The organism is Haloarchaeobius salinus, assembly GCF_024464185.1.
In the GTDB taxonomy this organism is placed as follows: Archaea; Halobacteriota; Halobacteria; order Halobacteriales; family Natrialbaceae; genus Haloarchaeobius; species Haloarchaeobius salinus.
Window position 1 is genome coordinate 1,062,879 of record NZ_JANHAU010000001.1, and the last position, 17,530, is coordinate 1,080,408.

At 67.7% G+C, this 17,530-nt stretch carries 22 protein-coding genes and 1 tRNA gene; 13 read left to right on the forward strand and 10 right to left on the reverse strand.

Annotated elements, in window-relative coordinates:
* Position 1: 1 nt before the first annotated feature.
* From NO345_RS05440 to secY, 9 genes are all read left to right on the forward strand, one after another.
* Positions 2–394 carry a 30S ribosomal protein S8 gene (locus NO345_RS05440; RefSeq protein WP_256297182.1) on the forward strand — a complete coding sequence of 131 codons (393 nt, stop codon included), beginning with the start codon at positions 2–4 and terminating at the stop codon, positions 392–394.
* 4 nt (positions 395–398) lie between these two features.
* Positions 399–932: a 50S ribosomal protein L6 gene (locus tag NO345_RS05445; RefSeq protein ID WP_256297184.1), complete on the forward strand. Its 534-nt coding sequence runs from the start codon at positions 399–401 to the stop codon at positions 930–932.
* Between the two features lie 3 nt (positions 933–935).
* Positions 936–1,643 carry a 50S ribosomal protein L32e gene (locus tag NO345_RS05450; RefSeq protein WP_256297186.1) on the forward strand — a complete coding sequence of 236 codons (708 nt, stop codon included), beginning with the start codon at positions 936–938 and terminating at the stop codon, positions 1,641–1,643.
* Complete coding sequence (locus NO345_RS05455) at positions 1,636–2,085, forward strand: 50S ribosomal protein L19e (protein WP_256297188.1); 450 nt, start codon at positions 1,636–1,638, stop codon at positions 2,083–2,085. Before NO345_RS05450 ends, NO345_RS05455 begins: the two co-directional genes overlap by 8 nt.
* Positions 2,085–2,636 carry a 50S ribosomal protein L18 gene (locus NO345_RS05460; RefSeq protein WP_089735857.1) on the forward strand — a complete coding sequence of 184 codons (552 nt, stop codon included), beginning with the start codon at positions 2,085–2,087 and terminating at the stop codon, positions 2,634–2,636. Before NO345_RS05455 ends, NO345_RS05460 begins: the two co-directional genes overlap by 1 nt.
* Position 2,637: 1 nt before the next feature.
* Positions 2,638–3,282, forward strand: coding sequence for a 30S ribosomal protein S5 (locus tag NO345_RS05465; RefSeq protein WP_256297189.1), 645 nt, complete (start codon positions 2,638–2,640; stop codon positions 3,280–3,282).
* Positions 3,282–3,746 (forward strand): 50S ribosomal protein L30, encoded by a 465-nt coding sequence (locus NO345_RS05470; protein WP_256297191.1) that lies wholly within the window; start codon positions 3,282–3,284, stop codon positions 3,744–3,746. Before NO345_RS05465 ends, NO345_RS05470 begins: the two co-directional genes overlap by 1 nt.
* A gap of 2 nt (positions 3,747–3,748) precedes the next feature.
* On the forward strand, positions 3,749–4,237 hold the full coding sequence (locus NO345_RS05475; protein ID WP_256297193.1) for an uL15m family ribosomal protein: 489 nt from the start codon (positions 3,749–3,751) through the stop codon (positions 4,235–4,237).
* Positions 4,238–4,498: 261 nt separating this feature from the next.
* Positions 4,499–5,983 (forward strand): preprotein translocase subunit SecY, encoded by a 1,485-nt coding sequence (gene secY / locus NO345_RS05480; RefSeq protein ID WP_256297194.1) that lies wholly within the window; start codon positions 4,499–4,501, stop codon positions 5,981–5,983.
* 60 nt (positions 5,984–6,043) lie between these two features.
* On the opposite strand, the gene NO345_RS05485 is transcribed toward secY, so the two are convergent.
* The 5 genes from NO345_RS05485 to NO345_RS05505 all read right to left on the reverse strand — a co-directional run bounded on the left by NO345_RS05485 (position 6,044) and on the right by NO345_RS05505 (position 9,907).
* On the reverse strand, positions 6,044–6,760 hold the full coding sequence (locus NO345_RS05485; RefSeq protein ID WP_256297195.1) for a hypothetical protein: 717 nt from the start codon (positions 6,758–6,760) through the stop codon (positions 6,044–6,046).
* 171 nt (positions 6,761–6,931) lie between these two features.
* Positions 6,932–7,006: transfer RNA gene (locus NO345_RS05490), tRNA-Glu, on the reverse strand.
* Between the two features lie 75 nt (positions 7,007–7,081).
* Positions 7,082–8,338 (reverse strand): helix-turn-helix transcriptional regulator, encoded by a 1,257-nt coding sequence (locus NO345_RS05495; protein WP_256297197.1) that lies wholly within the window; start codon positions 8,336–8,338, stop codon positions 7,082–7,084.
* Between the two features lie 34 nt (positions 8,339–8,372).
* Positions 8,373–9,545, reverse strand: coding sequence for a metal-dependent hydrolase family protein (locus tag NO345_RS05500; protein ID WP_256297199.1), 1,173 nt, complete (start codon positions 9,543–9,545; stop codon positions 8,373–8,375).
* On the reverse strand, positions 9,542–9,907 hold the full coding sequence (locus tag NO345_RS05505) for a YegP family protein (protein WP_256297201.1): 366 nt from the start codon (positions 9,905–9,907) through the stop codon (positions 9,542–9,544). The genes NO345_RS05500 and NO345_RS05505 overlap by 4 nt, the downstream gene beginning before the upstream one ends.
* 390 nt (positions 9,908–10,297) lie before the next feature.
* Between NO345_RS05505 and NO345_RS05510 the strand changes: the two genes are divergently transcribed.
* Positions 10,298–10,657: a winged helix-turn-helix transcriptional regulator gene (locus NO345_RS05510; RefSeq protein WP_256297203.1), complete on the forward strand. Its 360-nt coding sequence runs from the start codon at positions 10,298–10,300 to the stop codon at positions 10,655–10,657.
* Positions 10,658–10,804: 147 nt separating this feature from the next.
* On the opposite strand, the gene thyX is transcribed toward NO345_RS05510, so the two are convergent.
* Complete coding sequence (gene thyX, locus NO345_RS05515) at positions 10,805–11,548, reverse strand: FAD-dependent thymidylate synthase (RefSeq protein ID WP_256297205.1); 744 nt, start codon at positions 11,546–11,548, stop codon at positions 10,805–10,807.
* A 108-nt stretch (positions 11,549–11,656) separates the two neighbouring features.
* Here thyX and NO345_RS05520 point away from each other — a divergent pair, with 108 nt between their 5' ends.
* Complete coding sequence (locus tag NO345_RS05520) at positions 11,657–12,583, forward strand: HhH-GPD family protein (protein WP_256297206.1); 927 nt, start codon at positions 11,657–11,659, stop codon at positions 12,581–12,583.
* 88 nt (positions 12,584–12,671) lie between these two features.
* The gene (locus NO345_RS05525; RefSeq protein ID WP_256297208.1) at positions 12,672–13,331 is read left to right on the forward strand and encodes an AIM24 family protein; all 660 of its coding nucleotides are present in this window, start codon (positions 12,672–12,674) and stop codon (positions 13,329–13,331) included.
* Positions 13,332–13,403: 72 nt separating this feature from the next.
* Here NO345_RS05525 and NO345_RS05530 read toward each other — a convergent pair whose 3' ends face one another.
* From NO345_RS05530 to NO345_RS05540, 3 genes are all read right to left on the reverse strand, one after another.
* Positions 13,404–13,784 (reverse strand): hypothetical protein, encoded by a 381-nt coding sequence (locus NO345_RS05530; RefSeq protein WP_256297209.1) that lies wholly within the window; start codon positions 13,782–13,784, stop codon positions 13,404–13,406.
* Between the two features lie 128 nt (positions 13,785–13,912).
* On the reverse strand, positions 13,913–15,208 hold the full coding sequence (locus NO345_RS05535) for an MFS transporter (RefSeq protein WP_256297210.1): 1,296 nt from the start codon (positions 15,206–15,208) through the stop codon (positions 13,913–13,915).
* Between the two features lie 3 nt (positions 15,209–15,211).
* Positions 15,212–16,324, reverse strand: coding sequence for an MBL fold metallo-hydrolase (locus NO345_RS05540; protein ID WP_256297212.1), 1,113 nt, complete (start codon positions 16,322–16,324; stop codon positions 15,212–15,214).
* 88 nt (positions 16,325–16,412) lie between these two features.
* Between NO345_RS05540 and NO345_RS05545 the strand changes: the two genes are divergently transcribed.
* Positions 16,413–17,147 carry a helix-turn-helix domain-containing protein gene (locus NO345_RS05545; protein ID WP_256297214.1) on the forward strand — a complete coding sequence of 245 codons (735 nt, stop codon included), beginning with the start codon at positions 16,413–16,415 and terminating at the stop codon, positions 17,145–17,147.
* Positions 17,148–17,150: 3 nt separating this feature from the next.
* On the opposite strand, the gene NO345_RS05550 is transcribed toward NO345_RS05545, so the two are convergent.
* Positions 17,151–17,474, reverse strand: coding sequence for a DsrE family protein (locus NO345_RS05550; RefSeq protein ID WP_256297216.1), 324 nt, complete (start codon positions 17,472–17,474; stop codon positions 17,151–17,153).
* Positions 17,475–17,530: the final 56 nt, after the last annotated feature.

Sequence of the window (17,530 nt, forward strand, 5' to 3'; positions counted from 1 at the left end):
AATGACAGGCAACGACCCATTCAGCAACGCGCTCTCCGGCATCGACAACGCCGAGGGCGTCGGGCATCTCACCCACACGGTATCGCCCGCCTCCAACGAGATCGGGAGCGTGCTCGAGGTCTTCTACGACCGCGGGTACATCGACGGCTTCGAGTTCGTCGACGACGGCAAGTCCGGTCGCTTCGAGGTCGAACTGAAAGGTGCGATAAACGAATGCGGCCCCGTCAAACCGCGCTACTCCGTCGCGTCCGACGAGTTCGAGACGTGGGAGAAGCGGTTCCTGCCGGCACGCGACTACGGTGCGCTCATCGTGACGACCAGCGAGGGCGTCATGAGCCACTACGAGGCGCGCGAGCAGGGAGTCGGTGGCCAGGTTATCGCATACGTGTACTAAGACAATGCGAGTAGAACTGGACATTCCGGACGACGTAACAGCCGAGATGGACCATCTCGACCTCACGGTCGAGGGTCCGAACGGGTCGGTCACACGCCGACTCTGGTACCCCGACGTCAGCGTGAGCGTCGAGGACGACCAGGTCGTCGTTGAATCCGACGCATCCGATGCGAAGACGAACGCCACCGTCGGCACCTTCGAGAGTCACATCAGCAACATGTTCCACGGTGTGACCGACGGGTGGGAGTACGAGATGGAGGTCTTCTACTCCCACTTCCCGATGAAGGTGCAGGCAGACGGTGGCGAGGTCGTCATCGAGAACTTCCTCGGCGAGAAGGCACCGCGACGAACGAACATCCACGGCGACACCGACGTGCAGGTCGACGGCGAGGAGCTGACCCTCTCCGGGCCTGACAAGGAAGCCGTCGGACAGACCGCCGCCGACATCGAGCAGCTCACCCGCGTCAGCGGGAAGGACACTCGCGTGTTCCAGGACGGCGTCTACATCACGAAGAAGCCCGCCAAGGGAGGTGCCTGACGCATGGCAGACGAACCACAGGAGATCGAAGACATCAGTGGTGTCGGCGAGTCCAAGGCCGAGGCGCTCCGCGCCGCCGGCTACGAGACCGTCGAGGACGTGAAGGCCGCGTCGCAGTCCGAGCTCTCGGACGTCGAGGGCGTCGGGAACGCGCTCGCCGCCCGTATCAAGGCAGACGTCGGTGACCTCGAAGTCAGCGAGGACACCGAGGCCGAGATCGAGGGCGACGAGGACGAGGAAGAAGAGCCCGAGGAGGACGTGGAGACCGAACTCCAGCCCCGCGGGCTCGCGGACAAGACGCCCGAGCTCTCCGAGGAGCACGAGCGTCTCCTCAAGCAGCGACGGACGGTCGGCAAGCCGCAGTTCAAGCGGCAGGACTACCACAAGAAAAAGCGCACGCCCGAGTCGTGGCGGCGCCCCACCGGCGGCCTCTCGAAGCAGCGACGCGGCATCAAGGGCAAGGGCCCGAAGGTCGAGGCCGGCTTCCGGACCCCGACGGCGGTGCGCGGCAAGCACCCCTCGGGCTTCGAGGAGGTCTACGTGCACAACGTGGACGACCTCGAGGGCGTCGACGGCGACACGGAAGCGGTCCGCATCGCCTCCAAGGTCGGCGCTCGCAAGCGCGAGCGCATCGAGGAGCGTGCGGAGGAGCAGGGGGTTCGCGTACTGAACCCGACCTACATCGAAGTCGAGGTGGATTCGGATGACTGATCTGTCCGCCCAGCGACGACTGGCCGCCGACGTCCTCGACTGCGGGAAGAACCGCGTCTGGTTCGACCCGGACGCGCAGTCCGACATCTCGGAGGCGATCACCCGCGAGGACATCCGCGAGCTGGTCAACGAGGGTACGATTCGAGCCGAGGAGAAGCGCGGTAACTCCAAGGGTCGCTCCCGCGAGCGGAAGGCCAAGCGCGCCTACGGGCACCAGAAGGGGCCCGGCAAGCGCCGCGGCAAGAAGGGGGGGCGCTCCGACCCGAAGAAGGAGTGGCAGAACCGCATCAGAGCGCAGCGAAAGAAGCTCCACGAGCTCCGTGCTGAGGGCGAGATCGATCGCACCCAGTACCGCGAGCTCTACAACAAGGCCCGCGGCGGCGAGTTCCGGAGCGTCCAGTACCTGCTGAACTACATCGACAACAACTACGGTGACCAATAATGGCGACAGGACCACGATACAAGGTTCCGATGCGTCGTCGCCGCGAGGTCCGGACGGACTACCATCAGAGGTTGCGCCTGCTGAAATCCGGCAAGCCACGGCTCGTCGCTCGAAAGAGCAACAAGCACGCCACGGCGCAGCTGATAGTCCCCGGTACCCAGGGCGACGAGACACTCGCGAGTGCGACCTCCGAGGACCTGGCCGACTTCGGCTGGGAGGCACCCACGGGCAACCTGCCCGCGGCGTACCTGACCGGACTCCTCGCAGGCAAGCGCGCACTCGACGCAGGCGTCGAGGAAGCGGTGCTCGACATCGGCCTCAACACGGCGACACCCGGTTCGAAGGTGTTCGCGGTGCAGGAGGGCGCGATCGACGCCGGTCTCGACATCCCGCACAACGACGACGTGCTGGCCGAGTGGCCACGGAACCGCGGCGAGCACATCGCCGAGTACGCTGAGCAACTCGACGAGCCGCTCTACAGCGGTGACTTCGACGCAACGGACCTTCCCGAGCACTTCGACGAAGTGCGCGAGACCCTGATGGAGCGATAACATGAGCGGCAACAACTACAACGACGGCTGGGAACCCGTCACACGGCTCGGAAAGAAGGTACAGGAGGGCGAGATCGACTCGATGGAGGCAGCCCTCAACTCCGGTCTCCCGCTGAAGGAGCCGGAGGTAACTGACCAGCTCCTGCCGGGGCTGGAGGACGAGGTGCTGGACATCAACATGGTCCAGCGGATGACCGACTCCGGTCGGCGGGTGAAGTTCCGCTGCGTCGTCGCCATCGGCAACCGCGACGGCTACGTCGGCTACGCCGAGGGGCGTGACGACCAGGTCGGGGCCGCCATCCAGAAGGCCATCGGCATCGCCAAGCTGAACATCATCGACGTGCCCCGTGGCTCGGGCTCCTGGGAGGACCGGAGTACGAAGCCGCACTCGCTGACCCACCGGACGACCGGGAAGGCGGGCTCCGTCGAGGTCGAACTCATCCCCGCCCCGCTCGGGCTGGGGCTCGCGGCATCCGACACCGTCCGCAAGGTGCTGGAGCTCGCGGGCATCGAGGACGCCTGGACCAAGAGCTACGGCAACACGCGCACAACGGTCAACTTCGCGAAGGCGACGTTCAACGCGCTGGAGAACGCCTCGCAGTCCCGTCGCGCGCGTCTCCAGTCCGCCGAGGAGGTGGCCGAGTGATGCAGGCAGTCGTCCAGCTCCGCGGCGAGGTCGACCGCTCCGGTGCCGTCGACGACACGCTGTCGATGCTCAACATCGAGCGCGTGAACCACGCGACGCTGGTGCCGGAGACCGACAGCTACCGCGGCATGCTCACGAAGGTCAACGACTACGTCGCGATGGGCGAGCCAAGCCAGGACGTCCTGGCAACCGTGCTCGCAAAGCGCGCCGAGGTCGAGGAAAGCGGCGAGGCCCTCACTGACGAGTGGGTCGCCGAGGAGACAGACTACGGTAGCATCGACGAGCTCGCCGAGGCGCTGCTGGCCGAGGAGACGACCCTCACGGACGAGGGGCTCTCGCCGGTCCTGCGCCTGCACCCCCCGCGCAAGGGGCACGACGGCATCAAGCACCCGACCAAGGAGGGTGGCGAGCTCGGCAAGCACACGACCGAGGAGATCGACACGCTCCTCGAGGCAATGCGATAACAATGACGAGCAAGAAACGACGCCAGCGCGGCTCGCGCACGCACGGTGGCGGCACCCACAAGAACCGTCGTGGGGCCGGTAACCGTGGCGGCCGTGGCCGTGCTGGCCGCGACAAGCACGAGTTCCACAACTACGAACCGCTCGGCAAGCACGGGTTCAAGCGCCCGCAGGACATCCAGGACGACGTCGTCGAGATCAACGTCCAGAAGCTCGACGAGGACGCGGTCCTCTACGCGGCCGAGGACCTCGCCGAACAGGACGGTGACACGTACGTCATCGACGCCCGCGACGTGGTCGACGGTGGCTACGACGCCGACGTCGTGAAGGTGCTTGGCGGCGGGCAGGTCCGCAACGAGCTGGCCGTCACCGCCGACGCCTTCAGCGCGAGCGCCCGCGGCCTCATCGAGGAGGCCGGCGGCGAGGCCGTCCTCTCCGAGCGGGCAGAGAGCGCCGAGGAGGACGACGCCGACGAAGACGCGGCCGAGGAGTAATCCGCCGCCGCCGTCTGACGCCCTTCTGCGGTTCTCTCGACTCCCGAAGAGTAGCTACCCGCCCGACCAGCGGGCCGGTCGTGGCGACGCTGACGGTTCGACCCCACTTGTTGCCGTCGGGGGCGGAATGTCGGGCTCCGTCACGAAGTGCATCTCCCGCACGGACCCGGTCTCTCAGTCGATTTCGACACGTACGCGCTCGTTCACTCGGCGCGGGCAAAGCGAAGTACATACAAGCATCCGTCCGGTTTGTCCCCGTATATGGGTTGGAAAGAAGCCGCCGAACCGGTCCTTACCCGGATGCCCTCGGTCCAGCGACCGGAGGGCCACGTCCCGTTCAAGCGGAAGCTGGGCTGGACTGGCGGCATACTGGTGCTGTACTTCTTCCTCACGACGATCACCGTCTACGGGACGGCGGAGGTCGGAGCCGCAGGCGGAGCCGACGCGTTCGGACAGTTCCGGTCGATCCTGGCCGGTGCCAACCGCTCGATACTGCACCTGGGCATCGGGCCGATCGTCACGGCGTCGATCGTCCTGCAGCTGCTCGGCGGGGCGAACCTCCTCGGACTCGACACGGACGACCCCCGTGACCAGATCCTCTATCAGGGCCTGCAGAAGGTGCTGGTGCTGGTGATGACCGCGCTGACCGCCATCCCGATGGTGTTCCTCTCGGCCGGCATCCTCCCGGTCGCACCCGGTGCGCAGGAGACCCTGGCCGGCTTCGTCGGCGTCGGTAACGCCACGATGGCTACCCGATGGCTCATCTTCGCCCAGATCTTCATCGGCGGCGTCCTCATCCTGTTCATGGACGAGATCGTGAGCAAGTGGGGCGTCGGCTCCGGTATCGGGCTGTTCATCATCGCCGGCGTGAGCCAGCGCCTCGTCACCGGGTTCATCGCGGTGTTCCGCGACTGGTTCAGCATCGCCACCGGGGCCACGGACATCAACGTCTTCACCCAGTCGGGCCTCGCCGACCTGCTGCTCAATCAGGGCCACATCGTCGCGCTCATCACGACGCTGCTGATCTTCGCCATCGTCGTCTACGCGGAGAGCGTCCGCGTCGAGATCCCCCTGAGCCACGCCCGCGTCAAGGGTGCACGCGGTCGATTCCCCGTGAAGCTCATCTACGCGAGCGTCCTGCCGATGATCCTCGTCCGCGCGCTGCAGGCGAACATCGGGTTCCTCGGCCGCGGCATCAACAGTATGACGAACGCGCCGACCTGGCTCGTCCAGTACAACAACAACGGCCAGCCCATCGGCGGCCTGTTCTACTACCTCGCGCCCATCCAGACGCCCGGCGACTGGATGTGGTGGGGCACCGGCACCGCGAGCTCCGTCGCCGCACAGGACGGCGTCATCCACGTCATCACCCGCGTCGGCGTCGACCTCACGTTCATGATCCTCGGCGGTGCACTGTTCGCCATCTTCTGGGTCGAGACGACCGACATGGGCCCGAAGTCGACGGCGAAACAGATCCAGAACTCCGGGATGCAGATCCCCGGCTTCCGTCAGAACGTCGGCGTCATCGAGAAGGTCATGGAGCGCTACATCCCGCAGGTGACCGTCATCGGCGGCGCGCTCGTCGGACTGCTCGCCGTCATGGCGAACATGCTCGGCACCGTCGGGAGCGTTACGGGGACGGGCCTGCTGCTCACCGTCTCCATCACGTACAAGCTGTACGAGGAGATCGCCGAGGAGCAGCTCATGGAGATGCACCCGATGATGCGCCAGATGTTCGGGAACTAGGCGCTCAGGTACTTCGTTTCGATTCTCGTCTCGTGTCATCCGACGCTGCCCAGCGACGTCTCAGTCGGCGAACGACCGCGCGAGGTGGAACAGCGGCTCGATGTCGGCTCTCGTGTAGTCCGCGAGCAGGCGCTCCAGCTCGGCGAACTCGCGGGTGTCGGTGCGTCCCTCGACGAGCTGGGCGACGTACGCCTCACCGAGCACCTTGCCGATGTGGACGTTCGTCACCGTCGGCCCGTCGATGACCGGGTGGTTCGCGACCGGGCCGATGTCGTAGTCGGCGTAGTGGGTGGGTTCGACGGGTATCCCCTCCCAGCGGCAGACGTCCTCGAGTGCGACCGTGGTACGCCAGGATTCGAGTCGCTCGGCGTAGGCGTCGACCGCGAGCGGGTTCAGGTCGACGTGGTGCTCGAACAGGGAGTCGAGGCGGCCGCTCGCCTCGGGCCACGTCCCGTGCTCGACGGCCCGTTCCGCCCAGCCGCCGAGGTGGATCGCGTCGAACCGGTTGCCGTTGTGGGTGAGCACCCCGTCTGCCTCGCGCCCGCGACACCAGTCGTCCACCCGCCTCAGGAGGTCGGTCGTGGCCTCGACGCTCCAGCCGCCGTCCCGGAAGCAGACGGCTGTCTCGACGGGTGCGTCGGGTGCGGGCTGATGACCGAGCCCGACCGCGACGAGTTCGAAGTAGTCCGTGTCCCGGAAGTCCGAGCCCTCGGGCGACCGGTTGGGGCTCGCCGTCTCGATGTCGATGGCGAGGAGACCGTCGGGGATGGTGGGCATTGCTGTCTTCGTTTGCCGGCCTCCGATATGAACGTGTGGTCGGGTGCAGTGGAGTGTCGGGATCCGAACCACGGTCGCTCCACTTCGTCCTGCTCTCTGGTTCGAATCCCCTCCTCCGCATCTCGACAGCAAACACGGTTCGCTGTCGCTCGTCGGTCTGCCGTCGGAAAATGCTCCGTCAGGGATTCGAACCCTGGTCCTTGCCGTGAGAGGGCAAGATGATTGGCCGGACTACACCAACGGAGCGGTGCGGTTCTTCGCATCAAGTCGTTTCGTCGGTATAATTAAAACCCTTGCGTTTCAGCATCGCCGTGGGGCGGTTTACCGTCCGTCGTCCTGCTCGTCGTCGAACGGCGAGCCGACGGCGTCGGGTTCGTGGCCGGCGAGGCTGACGATGTTCTCGCGGCCGACGCGGAGCTTGCTGATGCTGCCGTCGTCCTCCATGTCCGAGAGCAGCATGCTGACCTTGGACTTCGACCAGTCTGTCTCGTCGACGATGTTGGACTGGCGCATCCGGCCGCCGTTCTCCTCGAGGAGGTCGACGACGCGGTCCTCGTCGGTGAGCAGCTCCTCGTCCGGGACGCTGGGTTCGACTGCTGGGCTCTCGGTCGCCGCGGCACCGCCGTCGCCGCCGTCGGACGGACTGTCGGTCGCTGCCGTGCCGGTGTCGTCGTCCTCGCTGCGGCGGCTGAACCAGACGACCGCGCCGGCGAGGCCGACGAGGACGAGCCCGAGCATGATGGGGAGCATCGGGAGCGAGCCGTCGGAACCGCCCCCTTCGGGCGACGTGGCGGTCGAGTCGCCCGGCCCCGACGTGGTGGTCTCGGTCGCTGTGGTGCCGCCGCCACCGCCGTCCGTGTTCGTCGTGGTCGCCGAGGTCGTCGGGGTGGTCGAGGGGACGTAGACGACGCGCGGGCGCTGGTCGGAGAAGCTGCGCTCGCCCTGCCAGGTGACGGTGTCGCTCTCGGCTGGCGTGGGGGCGGAGAACTCGCCCGCCGGCGAGACGCTCTCGAACACGAGCCCGTCACCGGGGAGGAAGACGAGCGACTGCGCGGGGCCGATGTAGAAGCCGCCCTCGAACACGTCCGCGACGACGACGCGGTCGTCGGCCGTCTGTGCGAACGCGGTCCACCGGAACGACATGGTGACGATGCCGACGTGGCCGTCGAAGCTGGGCTCCTCCGTGGCGCTCCGTTGGAAGCCGGTCGCGGTCATCTCTCGCCCGGTCTCGTTGCGGCCGAACGCGACGAGGTCGCGGGCGCGGCGCTCGAAGTTCGTGTACAGCTCGGTCTCGTTGGACTCGAACTCCGTCGCGAACTGCTGGAACTGCTCGCGCTCGCTCTCGTTCGAGAGCTGGCGCTCGTAGCGGATGGCAAAGCGCGCCGAGCCGTTCTCGAAGACGCGGATACGGAACTGTGTGCGGTCGAACTCCTGTGCACTGCCCAGCGTATCCGTCGAGTTTGGAGGGGTGTGGACCGACCCGTCCGGTCCGGGTGCCGCCGCTGTGGCACCACCGGCGAGCACGACCGCGCCCACCGCGAGCAGGACGAGCGCTCCGACACCGAGTAGCCGACGCATTCGTCCCCCCTTACTCGGGGAGGGATTAAGAACGCTAGGTCCCGGGCTCGAACTGCCGCCCCCGGGTGACGACGGTCCCGACGTCCGACCAGACGTCGACCGAGGTCCGGGGATCGCCCGGGAGCAGCACCAGGTCGGCCGACGCCCCCGGCTCGACCCGCCCGGCGTCGACGCCGACGAGCTCCGCGGCGGTGTGCGTGGCGGCCTCGAACGCGCCTTCTGGCGTCATGCCGTACTCGACCATCAGCGCCAGCTCGCGGGGGATGTCGGCGAACGTGTTGAACGGGGTGCCGGCGTCGGTGCCCATCGCGATGGTCACGTCTGCCGCCAGCGCGTGCTCGAACGCCTCCTCGAACGCGGCCTGTGCCTCCCTCGCCTTCTCGACGGCGTAGTCGGGGATGGGCGCGTCGTCGGCGTTGTCGACGATGCCGGCGAGCGCGCTCGCGGTCGGCACCCAGTACGTGCCGGCTTCGGCCATCTCCTCGGCGGCCCTGGCGTCCATGAACGTCCCGTGCTCGATGCTGTCGATGCCTGCATCGACGGCGTTCCGGATGCCAGCCGTCCCGTGGGCGTGTGCGGCCGTCGGGACGCCCTTCGCGCTCGCGGTCTCGACGAGTGTCTCGAGTTCGTCGGGCGCGAGCTCCGGCGCGCCCGTGTTCGCGCCGGGCGTGAGCACGCCCCCGGTCGCCATGCACTTCACGACCGCCGCGCCGGCCTTGAGCTGCTCGCGGACGGCCTTGCGTACCTCGTCACGGCCGTCGGCCTCGCGACCGAACCAGTGGCCGTGCCCGCCGGTCATCACGACGTTACGACCGCAGGCCACGACACGCGGCCCGGCGGTGACGCCAGCCTCGACCGCCTGTGCGGCCTCGAGGGCGATGCCGTCGGGTGCGCCGAGGTCGCGGACGGTCGTGACGCCTGCAGCGAGCGCGTCGCGGAGGTTGCCCGCCGCGCGGTAGGTCAGCGACGCGGTCGACCGGTCGACGTCGCTCGCCGGGTCGGGGCCGGCGTCCATCATCAGGTGGACGTGGGCGTCGACCAGCCCGGGCGCGACGTAGGAGCCGTCGGCGTGGATGGTGGTGTCCGCGTCCACCTCGGTGGCGGGTTCGACCCGGGTTATCTCGCCGTCGACGGCGACCACGTCCGCCTCGCGTGCGCCCTGACGGTCGACCACGGTCCCGTCGCGGACGACGAGCGTGTGGCTCACGAGTCGTCCAGCTCCTCGGTCTTCGCGTCGGTCACGCGCTGCCGGACACGCGCCGCCGCGTCGCGTGCACCGTGCTTGCTCGCGTAGCCCTCGCCGCTGTCGGCGAGGATGCGGCCGTTGTCGGCGACCAGCCGCCAGCGGTACTCGCCCGCGTTGTCCCGGAACACCTCGAAGTGGGTGTCCTCGAACGACGGGATGGCGGCATCGGGTGCGCGCTCGCGGATGCGCCCGATGGCGTCGCGGGCACCCGACTTCGTGGTGTAGCCCTCGCCGCTGTCGCCGATTATCTCGCCGTTGCTGGCGACAAGCCGCCAGCGGTACTTCCCGGCACGGTCCTCGTACAGTTCGAACGTCGCGACCATACCGACCGTTCGACGAGCGGTCACAAAAAACTGGACCCGTACGGGATGACGGGTCGCACGGGTAGTCCAGTCGACGCGTAGAGTGGTGGTGGATTGGCGTCGTTGTGGTGGTGGGGTGTGCCTCTGACCAGAGTTGCGATGGGGGGTTGGGTGGGGGGTCGTCCAGTCAGGGTGAATGGCAGCAGACGAACGGGAGATCCGGGTCTGCCGTCACACCCTACCATCACGTAGGACCTACCCCTACATAAAATTACCGCAGAAAATCGCTATTGGTTATCAAAGCCCGCTGGGGTCGAGACCAATGGTCATGCACCCGTCGAATTGCCATTAGATAGAAATAAATGGAGCGAGCAAGTAGTAGATACAAATCGAAACCCGGAGCGTGTTACCATGAGACTACGACAACCCACCGACTTCCTGATACTCGAAGCACTGCAGGCGCAGGGTCGCAACGTCGCGACGAACCTCGCCCACCACACCGACAAGAGCCGCAAGAACATCAACAGCCGGCTGCCCGTGCTGGCCGACTACGGCCTCGTCGAGAAGATCGGTCCGGCACAGCGGTCCGGCCTCTACGAGATCACCAAGAAGGGCCGCATCGCGCTGATGTACCAGGACAAGTACGACGAGGTAGAGGACTTCGGCGCGCTCATCGAGGGCCCCCACGCGAGCGACCCACAGCCCGACGGCCAGGGGCAGGCGGCGCTCGTCCGCGGTGCCGACGACGAGGAGGACGAGGACGACGACTGACGGCGGCTCCGGTCCCGCTCGCTGCTCGGTAGTGGCGACTTCCTGACTCCCGTCCGTCCCGCGCCCACGTTCACGACCCGCCCTCCGCGATACCGAACACCGAGCGACAGCTTCGTCAGCGGTCGAGCCCCGACCGCAGGTCCCAGGCTACGGCGCGAGCCGGTTCTTCCGGTTCCTCATCTCCGAGTCGTAGTGCTCGAACGTGATGGGGCACCACTCGCTCGCGAGGTCGAGCACGCGCTCGGTCATCTCGCGGATCTCCCACTGCGCGTCGGCCGCCGCGCGCATGTCGGCGACGTGCATCAGCATCCGGGCGTTCATCGACATCACCATGTTCACCTTCGTCCCGATCGGGAGCACGAACCGCGCGTCCTCCGGCGGCATCCCCAGGTCGAGCAGCTCCTGGTAGTCCTCGACGGACTGCCGGACCGACCGCTGGAACAGCTCCTCGCGCTTCGCGACGGTCTCGTCGTCGACCGCGCCGGTGCGCTGGTTGCGCCCCACCCAGTCGGGGTCCGACGCCGACGGCGGTGTCACGACCATCGCGCCCTCCTCCACCTCGGCGGGGTCGACGTCGTCGAAGCTGACGTACCGCATCGACTGCACGTCGAAGCTGACGTGGCGATGCCGGGTGATCTGGGCCATGCAGGACCGGCTGATGCCCTTCACCGCGAACGTCGCCTGCGGGTGCTCGAACGGGCCGAAGTGGCCGTGGTCGAGCAGGTGGCCGATGAGCGTCTCCTGTTTCTCCTCGATGCTCTCCCCGTCGATGCTCTCCATCACCGTCTCGAACGACTCGTCGCCGACGTAGCCGTCGTAGTAGTCGTTCCGGGCCGCCGTGCAGATGAGCTCCTCCGGGTCCTCCGTGGCCTCGAGTAGTTGGACCTTCATGCGTGTCGTCGTACTGGCTCTCGCGGGGGAGCGTAAAAATTCGGTTCCATTCGTGTCGCCCGCCGGAACCACTACCCCTAAACCACCACCCTCCCAAGCGACGACGAGATGAGCACGTCCGAGGAGTGGACGTTCCCCGACGACGTCGACCACGAGGCGGTGCAGGCCGCCCTCGTCGAGTGGTACGAGGCCGACCACCGCGACTTCCCGTGGCGGCGCACCGACGACCCCTACGAGATACTCGTCTCGGAGGTGATGAGCCAGCAGACCCAGCTCGGCCGCGTCGTCGACGCCTGGGAGGCGTTCCTCGACCGGTGGCCGACGACCGCCGCCCTCGCGGACGCCGACCGCGCGGACGTGGTGGGCTTCTGGACCAGCCACTCGCTGGGCTACAACAACCGCGCGAAGTACCTCCACGAGGCCGCCCGACAGGTCGAAGCGGAGTACGACGGCTCCTTCCCGGAGACGCCCGACGAGCTGCGGGAGCTGATGGGTGTCGGTCCCTACACCGCCAACGCCGTCGCGAGCTTCGCGTTCAACGACGGTGACGCCGTGGTCGACACGAACGTCAAGCGCGTGCTCTACCGCGCCTTCGACGTGCCCGACGACGACGCGACGTTCGAGCGCGTCGCGGGGGAGCTCATGCCCGCCGGCGAGTCCCGCGTCTGGAACAACGCCATCATGGAGCTCGGTGGCGTGGCCTGCGAGAAGACGCCCTCCTGCGACGAGGCCGGCTGCCCGTGGCGCGAGTGGTGCCACGCCTACGAGACCGGGGACTTCACCGCACCCGACGTGCCCACCCAGCCCAGCTTCGAGGGGAGCCGCCGGCAGATGCGCGGCCGGGTGATCTCGGTGCTGAAGGAGTACGACGAACTGGAGCTGGACACGCTCGGCCCGCGCGTGCGGGTGGACTACTCCCCCGACGGCGAACACGGCCGGGAGTGGCTTCGCGGACTGGTGTCCGACCTGGCCGACGACGGACTCGTCGAACTGGACGACTCCGGGGAGGACCCCGTGGCCCGGCTCCAGCGGTAGCGGCCGGGCCGTCGCGTCGCACGCTGTTTCCGAGCGTGAAACCGATGCCGGGTGTTTTCTCCGGTGGCGGCCCCAGCATCGGTCGGACATGAAACTGGACCAGTTCGTCGAAGCGAACGCCCCCGTCGACGCGGGCGCTGGCTTTCAGAAGGAGAACAACCGGCTGCTGCGGGCCGCCGTGGACGGGACGTTGCAGATTAAGGCGGGTTCGATGATCGCCTACACGGGCGACCTGACGTTCACCGGGAAGTCCTCCGCGGAGGGTGGGCTCACCGGGTTCGTCAAGGAGGCCGTCTCGGGCGAGGGGACACCGATCATGGAGGCCGAAGGCTCCGGGACGATCTTCGTCGCCGACCAGGGCAAGAAAGTGCAGCTCCTCTCGCTGGAGTCGGACGAGTCGATCTCGGTCAACGGGATGGACGTACTGGCGTTCGAGTCGACCGTCGACTACGAGATAAACACGGTCAGCGGCCTCTCCGAGGCCGCCGCGGGCGGGCTGACGAACGTCTACCTGACGGGGCCAGGTGAGGTGGCAATCTCCACGCACGGCGACCCGCTCGTGATGCGCCCGCCCGTCACCACCGACCCCGACGCGACGGTTGCCTGGAGTGCCACCCTCTCGCCGTCGATCGGGACGAACAAGCTCATCGAGATCGGGCAGCAGTCCGGGGAGTCGATGCAGATGGAGTTCACCGGCTCCGAGGGTTTCGTCGTGGTTCAACCGCAGGAGGAGGGCGGCCAGCTCTGACCGAGCGGGGGGCGAGGCCCGGCGCGCCCGCGTAGCCCCGTCGGGGCCGGCGATCCGGGTGCCGTCGGCTCGCTACGTCGGGTCGGTCCCGTCCGTCGTCGGCAGCGGGACGACCCGGAACACGTAGCCGTCGTAGGCCGCGTCGAGGTTCGCCGGACTCTCGTCGTCGGTGTGTTCCCGACACAGGACGGCCGTCGCCTCGACGGCACCGTGTCCGGTCTCCTCCTGATAGCGCTCGAGCACCTCGAACGCCGCCGGTTCGTCACACCCGCGACGGTGACACCGTGGCGGCGACCCCGCCCCGTCGTCACCCTCGTGGCGGACGGCGTCGACGGCACTCTCGGCCTCGGCGGGTGGTTCGCCATCGCCGTCTCGACTCCCGGCGTCGGTTATCCGGCGCTCTCGCCGGCGACGCCCGTCGTCGCCCTCTCGTTCCTCCGTCTTGTCTGGCACGTGTGGACTTCGGGAACGAGAGCCAAGAACGCTGTGGTGGTGTGGCAGTGCACGTGCCGGCGGTTCGACGACGTCGCCGCCGGCTGAGACCCACCGCGGGCGGGGCCCGGAGCGCCGGTGCGGCCCCGTCAGTCCTCGGCGACCGACCGCCGCGAGTGCCCCGACGCCGGTGCGGGCGGTTCGTGCGTGCCGAACTCGGGGTGTGTCTCCTCCATCCACGTCCAGACGACGGCACCGGAGACGAACATCAGCAGGGCGGTCATGTAGAACGCCGCCTCTGCGCTCACGAACTCCATCGAGAGGCCGATGAGTATCGCGCCGACGCCGTAGCCGGAGTCACGCCACATCCGGTAGACGCCCATCCCGGTCGCCCGCCACGTCGGGTGCGCCGCGTCGCCCGGAACCGTCATCAGGTTCGGGTAGAGCAGCGCCATCCCGAGGCCGGAGACCCCGGAGAGGACGACCCATGGGAGGTAGCCCTCGACGAGGACCATCCCGAGGACGCCGCCGCCGGCGAGGAACATCCCGGCGATGACGGGCGGTCGGCGGCCGATGCGGTCCGCGAGTCCGCCGGTCGCGATCTGCAGGAAGTACATCGCGCTGTGGACCCCGACGACGAGGCCGACCGCCGCGATGCCGAGCCCCTCACTCGTGAGATACAGCGGGACGGCGAGCCAGAACAGCGTATCGACGAACTTCTCGATGTGTCCGGCCTGTGCCGCGGCGAACAGCGTCCGGTCGCCGTAGGTCGCACGCTTCAACACCTCGTGGAACGGCAGGTTCGCGTCGTGGTGGTCCTCGTCGTCGTCGATCTCCGCTCTCGCGAGCTGGACCGTCTCCTGGATCAGGAACACCGAGATGAGCAGCGCGAGTACGACGACGACGCCGAGGAAGTAGAACGGTTCGGGCCTGAGGTTCGTCCCCGCGGCGATGACGCCCGTGACCCACGCACCGACGGCGACGCCACCGTAGCCGAACGCCTCGTCGATGCCGACGGCCAGGCCACGTTGCTCGGGGCCGGCGATGTCGATCTTGGCGTTGATGGCCATGCTCCAGGTGAGTGCCTGGTTGATGCCCAGCAGGACGTTCCCGACGGTGACCCACGCCCAGTTGGGCGCGTAGATGAGGATGATCGGGAGCGGGAGTGCGGTCAGCCAGCCGAGGACGAGCACGGGCTTACGGCCGTACTCGCTGCCCCACTTGCCGGCGTAGAGGTTCAGGAGCCCCTTGACGAAGCCGAAGGAGACGACGAACGAGCCGATGACCAGCAGCGACTCGACGCCGAGGACGTCCCGTCCCAGCACCGGGACGACGGCGCGCTCGGAGCCGATCGTCAGCCCGGTCGCGAACACGAGCAGGACGTGCAGGGAGAACTGCCCGAGGTGCTCGCGGATGCCTTGCCTGGGTGTGGTGTCCGAACTCATGGTTCACTCCGCTGCACAGTTGTTCGGCCCGAGCTCCAGCTCGGCCAGCTCGTCGGCCGGGACGGACTCCCGTCCGACGTTCGTCCGCTTGACGCGCTCGAAGTTCGGCGGGTGGTCCGGGACGTCCGACGCGAGTGCCGCGACGAACGCCTCGCGGTCGCGCCCGAGGTCCGCGTTCCGTTCCCTGACCTCACCGAGGGTGGCGGTCACCGGCGGTTCGGGGGAGCCGGGGTCGTGTGCCGGCAACACCAGGGCGTCGTCCGGCCGGTCGAGCAGTCGCTGGAGGCTCTCGTAGAGGGTCGCGGCGTTCCCTTCGACGTTCGAGTCCTCGATGCCGGCTTCGACGCCGAGCTCGACGCGGCCCACGCTCTCGTGGAAGAGCGTGTCACCCGTGAGCAGTGCCGCACCATCGATGGCGAACGAGACGCTCCCCTCGCTGTGTCCCGGCGTGTGGACGACTTCGACGTCGAGCCCACCGACCGCCACGCGCTGGCCGTCCTCGAGCGGTGTCGCGTCGATGTCGAGCGCGTCCTTCGGGTGGAGGAAGTAGGGGACGCCGTGCCGGTCCGCGAGTTCCGCGCCACCCGAGACGTGGTCGGCGTGGGCGTGCGTATCGAGGACACCGACGAGTTCGGCGTCGTGCTCGTCGAGGACCGCCTCGTACTCGTCGAGATACTGCGAGGGGTCGAAGACGGCCGCCTCACCGTCCGAGACGAGGACGTGCGAGAGACAGCCCTTCCCCGGTCGGGCGACCTGCACGAGCGTGCCGTCGAGGTCGGTCGGGACAGTCGCGTGCCGGTGGACGCGACTCCAGCCGTTCATGCCGTCCGCGAGGGTCACCGCGTCGTAGCCCAGCTCTTGGAGCACCGCAGTGGCGGTGTCGGCGACGACACCTGCGGCACAGACGGTGACGATTCGTTCGTCACGGGGGAGTTCCGAGAGGGCCTCCGTGGCTCGTTCGGGGTCTTCGACCAGCTCGTCGTACACGTCGACGTTGCGGCTGCCCGGGATGTGCCAGTCCTCGAACTCCGCCTCGTGACGGACGTCCAGGACGAGCGGCCCGCTATCGCTGTCGGGTAGCTGTTCGCCGAGTTCGACCGGTGAGATATCCTGCATCGTGCTTCCGCATAAACAGTGTACTTGTAAACGGGTGATGCCGGTCATGACCGGCACCGTTAATCCTGACGCGCCCGAACCCGTCCGTATGAGCCTCTACGAAGCGTCGCTCCGGGTCAAACACGAGTGTCCGTACCGGGAGATCTCGGAGCGGTACCCGGACCTGACCATCCGCGAGTGGCCGCTGAACGACTGCCAGGTGCTCGAGATTACCGCCGAGACGACGCCGACCGACGAACTGCTCGAGGAGATCGGTCGGCTCGGGACGGTCCTCCACGAATCGGCGGACGAGGACGGGTACCACGTCGTCACGCAGTCGTGTCTCTGTTCGTTCGAGGCGTCGATCATCGACCGCGTCGAGGCGCACAACTGTCTGTACCAGTCGCCGACGATCTACCACCAGGGCTGGGAGCACTACACCGTGATCGCGTTCGACGGTGAGGACGTTCGCGAACTGCTCGAAGACCTGCGCGCCGACAGGGAGATAGAGCTCCTCTCGAAGACCTCGATCTCGGAGACACAGATACCACACAGCATGCTGGCACCGGCGAACCAGCTGTTCGAGGACCTCACCGACCGGCAGCTGGCCGCACTCCAGCTGGCGTTGGAGCGCGGCTACTACGACCAGCCCCGGGGAATCTCGATTCGAGAGCTGGCCGAGCGGACGTCGGTCGCGCGCTCGACGTTCGAGGAGCACCTGCGCAAGGCGGAGAACAAGCTGCTCACGAACGCGGGCGAGTTCCTGCGGCTGCTGACGGCGACGTCCGCGGGCGACCCGCTCGGCGTCGAGGCGACGACGCGAGCCGGGGGAACCGCGGACTGAGCCTCAGCCGATGGTGAGCACCTCGTCCGCGTCCTCGACGACGCCGAGGCAGTCCGCCATCGTGGCCCGCGGTCTGAGCTCGTCGGTTTCGAGGTCCCGCGAGTCGAGACAGGTCCCGCAGGCGAGTAGCGTCCCGCCGTTCTGGGTGTACTTCAGCATCACGCCGTGGGGGTTGAACTTCTCGTGCTCCAGGTCTGGAGCGTCGACGCCGTCGCCCAGGAGGAACACCTCGACGGAGTGGTCGGCGTCGAGTGCGGTGTTCGCCAGTCGGAACGCGTTCCAGACCCGTTCGGGGTCGTTGGTCTCGAGGATGATTCCGATGTCCATACTGTTGCTTCGAGCCGGGACCAGGTGAACCCGGATGCCGGTTCCCGGACGGCTGG

Bases quoted from the DNA above. Each gene is read 5' to 3' on its own strand.
- NO345_RS05495 (WP_256297197.1), bottom strand. From the start codon at position 8,338: ATGCGTCGGCTACTCGGTGTCGGAGCGCTCGTCCTGCTCGCGGTGGGC.
- NO345_RS05485 (WP_256297195.1), bottom strand. From the start codon at position 6,760: ATGCCCACCATCCCCGACGGTCTCCTCGCCATCGACATCGAGACGGCG.
- NO345_RS05440 (WP_256297182.1), top strand. From the start codon at position 2: ATGACAGGCAACGACCCATTCAGCAACGCGCTCTCCGGCATCGACAAC.
- NO345_RS05550 (WP_256297216.1), bottom strand. From the start codon at position 17,474: ATGGACATCGGAATCATCCTCGAGACCAACGACCCCGAACGGGTCTGG.
- NO345_RS05475 (WP_256297193.1), top strand. From the start codon at position 3,749: ATGACGAGCAAGAAACGACGCCAGCGCGGCTCGCGCACGCACGGTGGC.
- NO345_RS05445 (WP_256297184.1), top strand. From the start codon at position 399: ATGCGAGTAGAACTGGACATTCCGGACGACGTAACAGCCGAGATGGAC.
- secY (WP_256297194.1), top strand. From the start codon at position 4,499: ATGGGTTGGAAAGAAGCCGCCGAACCGGTCCTTACCCGGATGCCCTCG.
- NO345_RS05470 (WP_256297191.1), top strand. From the start codon at position 3,282: ATGCAGGCAGTCGTCCAGCTCCGCGGCGAGGTCGACCGCTCCGGTGCC.
- NO345_RS05450 (WP_256297186.1), top strand. From the start codon at position 936: ATGGCAGACGAACCACAGGAGATCGAAGACATCAGTGGTGTCGGCGAG.
- NO345_RS05540 (WP_256297212.1), bottom strand. From the start codon at position 16,324: ATGCAGGATATCTCACCGGTCGAACTCGGCGAACAGCTACCCGACAGC.
- NO345_RS05460 (WP_089735857.1), top strand. From the start codon at position 2,085: ATGGCGACAGGACCACGATACAAGGTTCCGATGCGTCGTCGCCGCGAG.
- NO345_RS05455 (WP_256297188.1), top strand. From the start codon at position 1,636: ATGACTGATCTGTCCGCCCAGCGACGACTGGCCGCCGACGTCCTCGAC.
- NO345_RS05505 (WP_256297201.1), bottom strand. From the start codon at position 9,907: ATGGTCGCGACGTTCGAACTGTACGAGGACCGTGCCGGGAAGTACCGC.
- NO345_RS05545 (WP_256297214.1), top strand. From the start codon at position 16,413: ATGAGCCTCTACGAAGCGTCGCTCCGGGTCAAACACGAGTGTCCGTAC.
- NO345_RS05520 (WP_256297206.1), top strand. From the start codon at position 11,657: ATGAGCACGTCCGAGGAGTGGACGTTCCCCGACGACGTCGACCACGAG.
- NO345_RS05525 (WP_256297208.1), top strand. From the start codon at position 12,672: ATGAAACTGGACCAGTTCGTCGAAGCGAACGCCCCCGTCGACGCGGGC.
- NO345_RS05510 (WP_256297203.1), top strand. From the start codon at position 10,298: ATGAGACTACGACAACCCACCGACTTCCTGATACTCGAAGCACTGCAG.
- NO345_RS05465 (WP_256297189.1), top strand. From the start codon at position 2,638: ATGAGCGGCAACAACTACAACGACGGCTGGGAACCCGTCACACGGCTC.
- NO345_RS05535 (WP_256297210.1), bottom strand. From the start codon at position 15,208: ATGAGTTCGGACACCACACCCAGGCAAGGCATCCGCGAGCACCTCGGG.
- thyX (WP_256297205.1), bottom strand. From the start codon at position 11,548: ATGAAGGTCCAACTACTCGAGGCCACGGAGGACCCGGAGGAGCTCATC.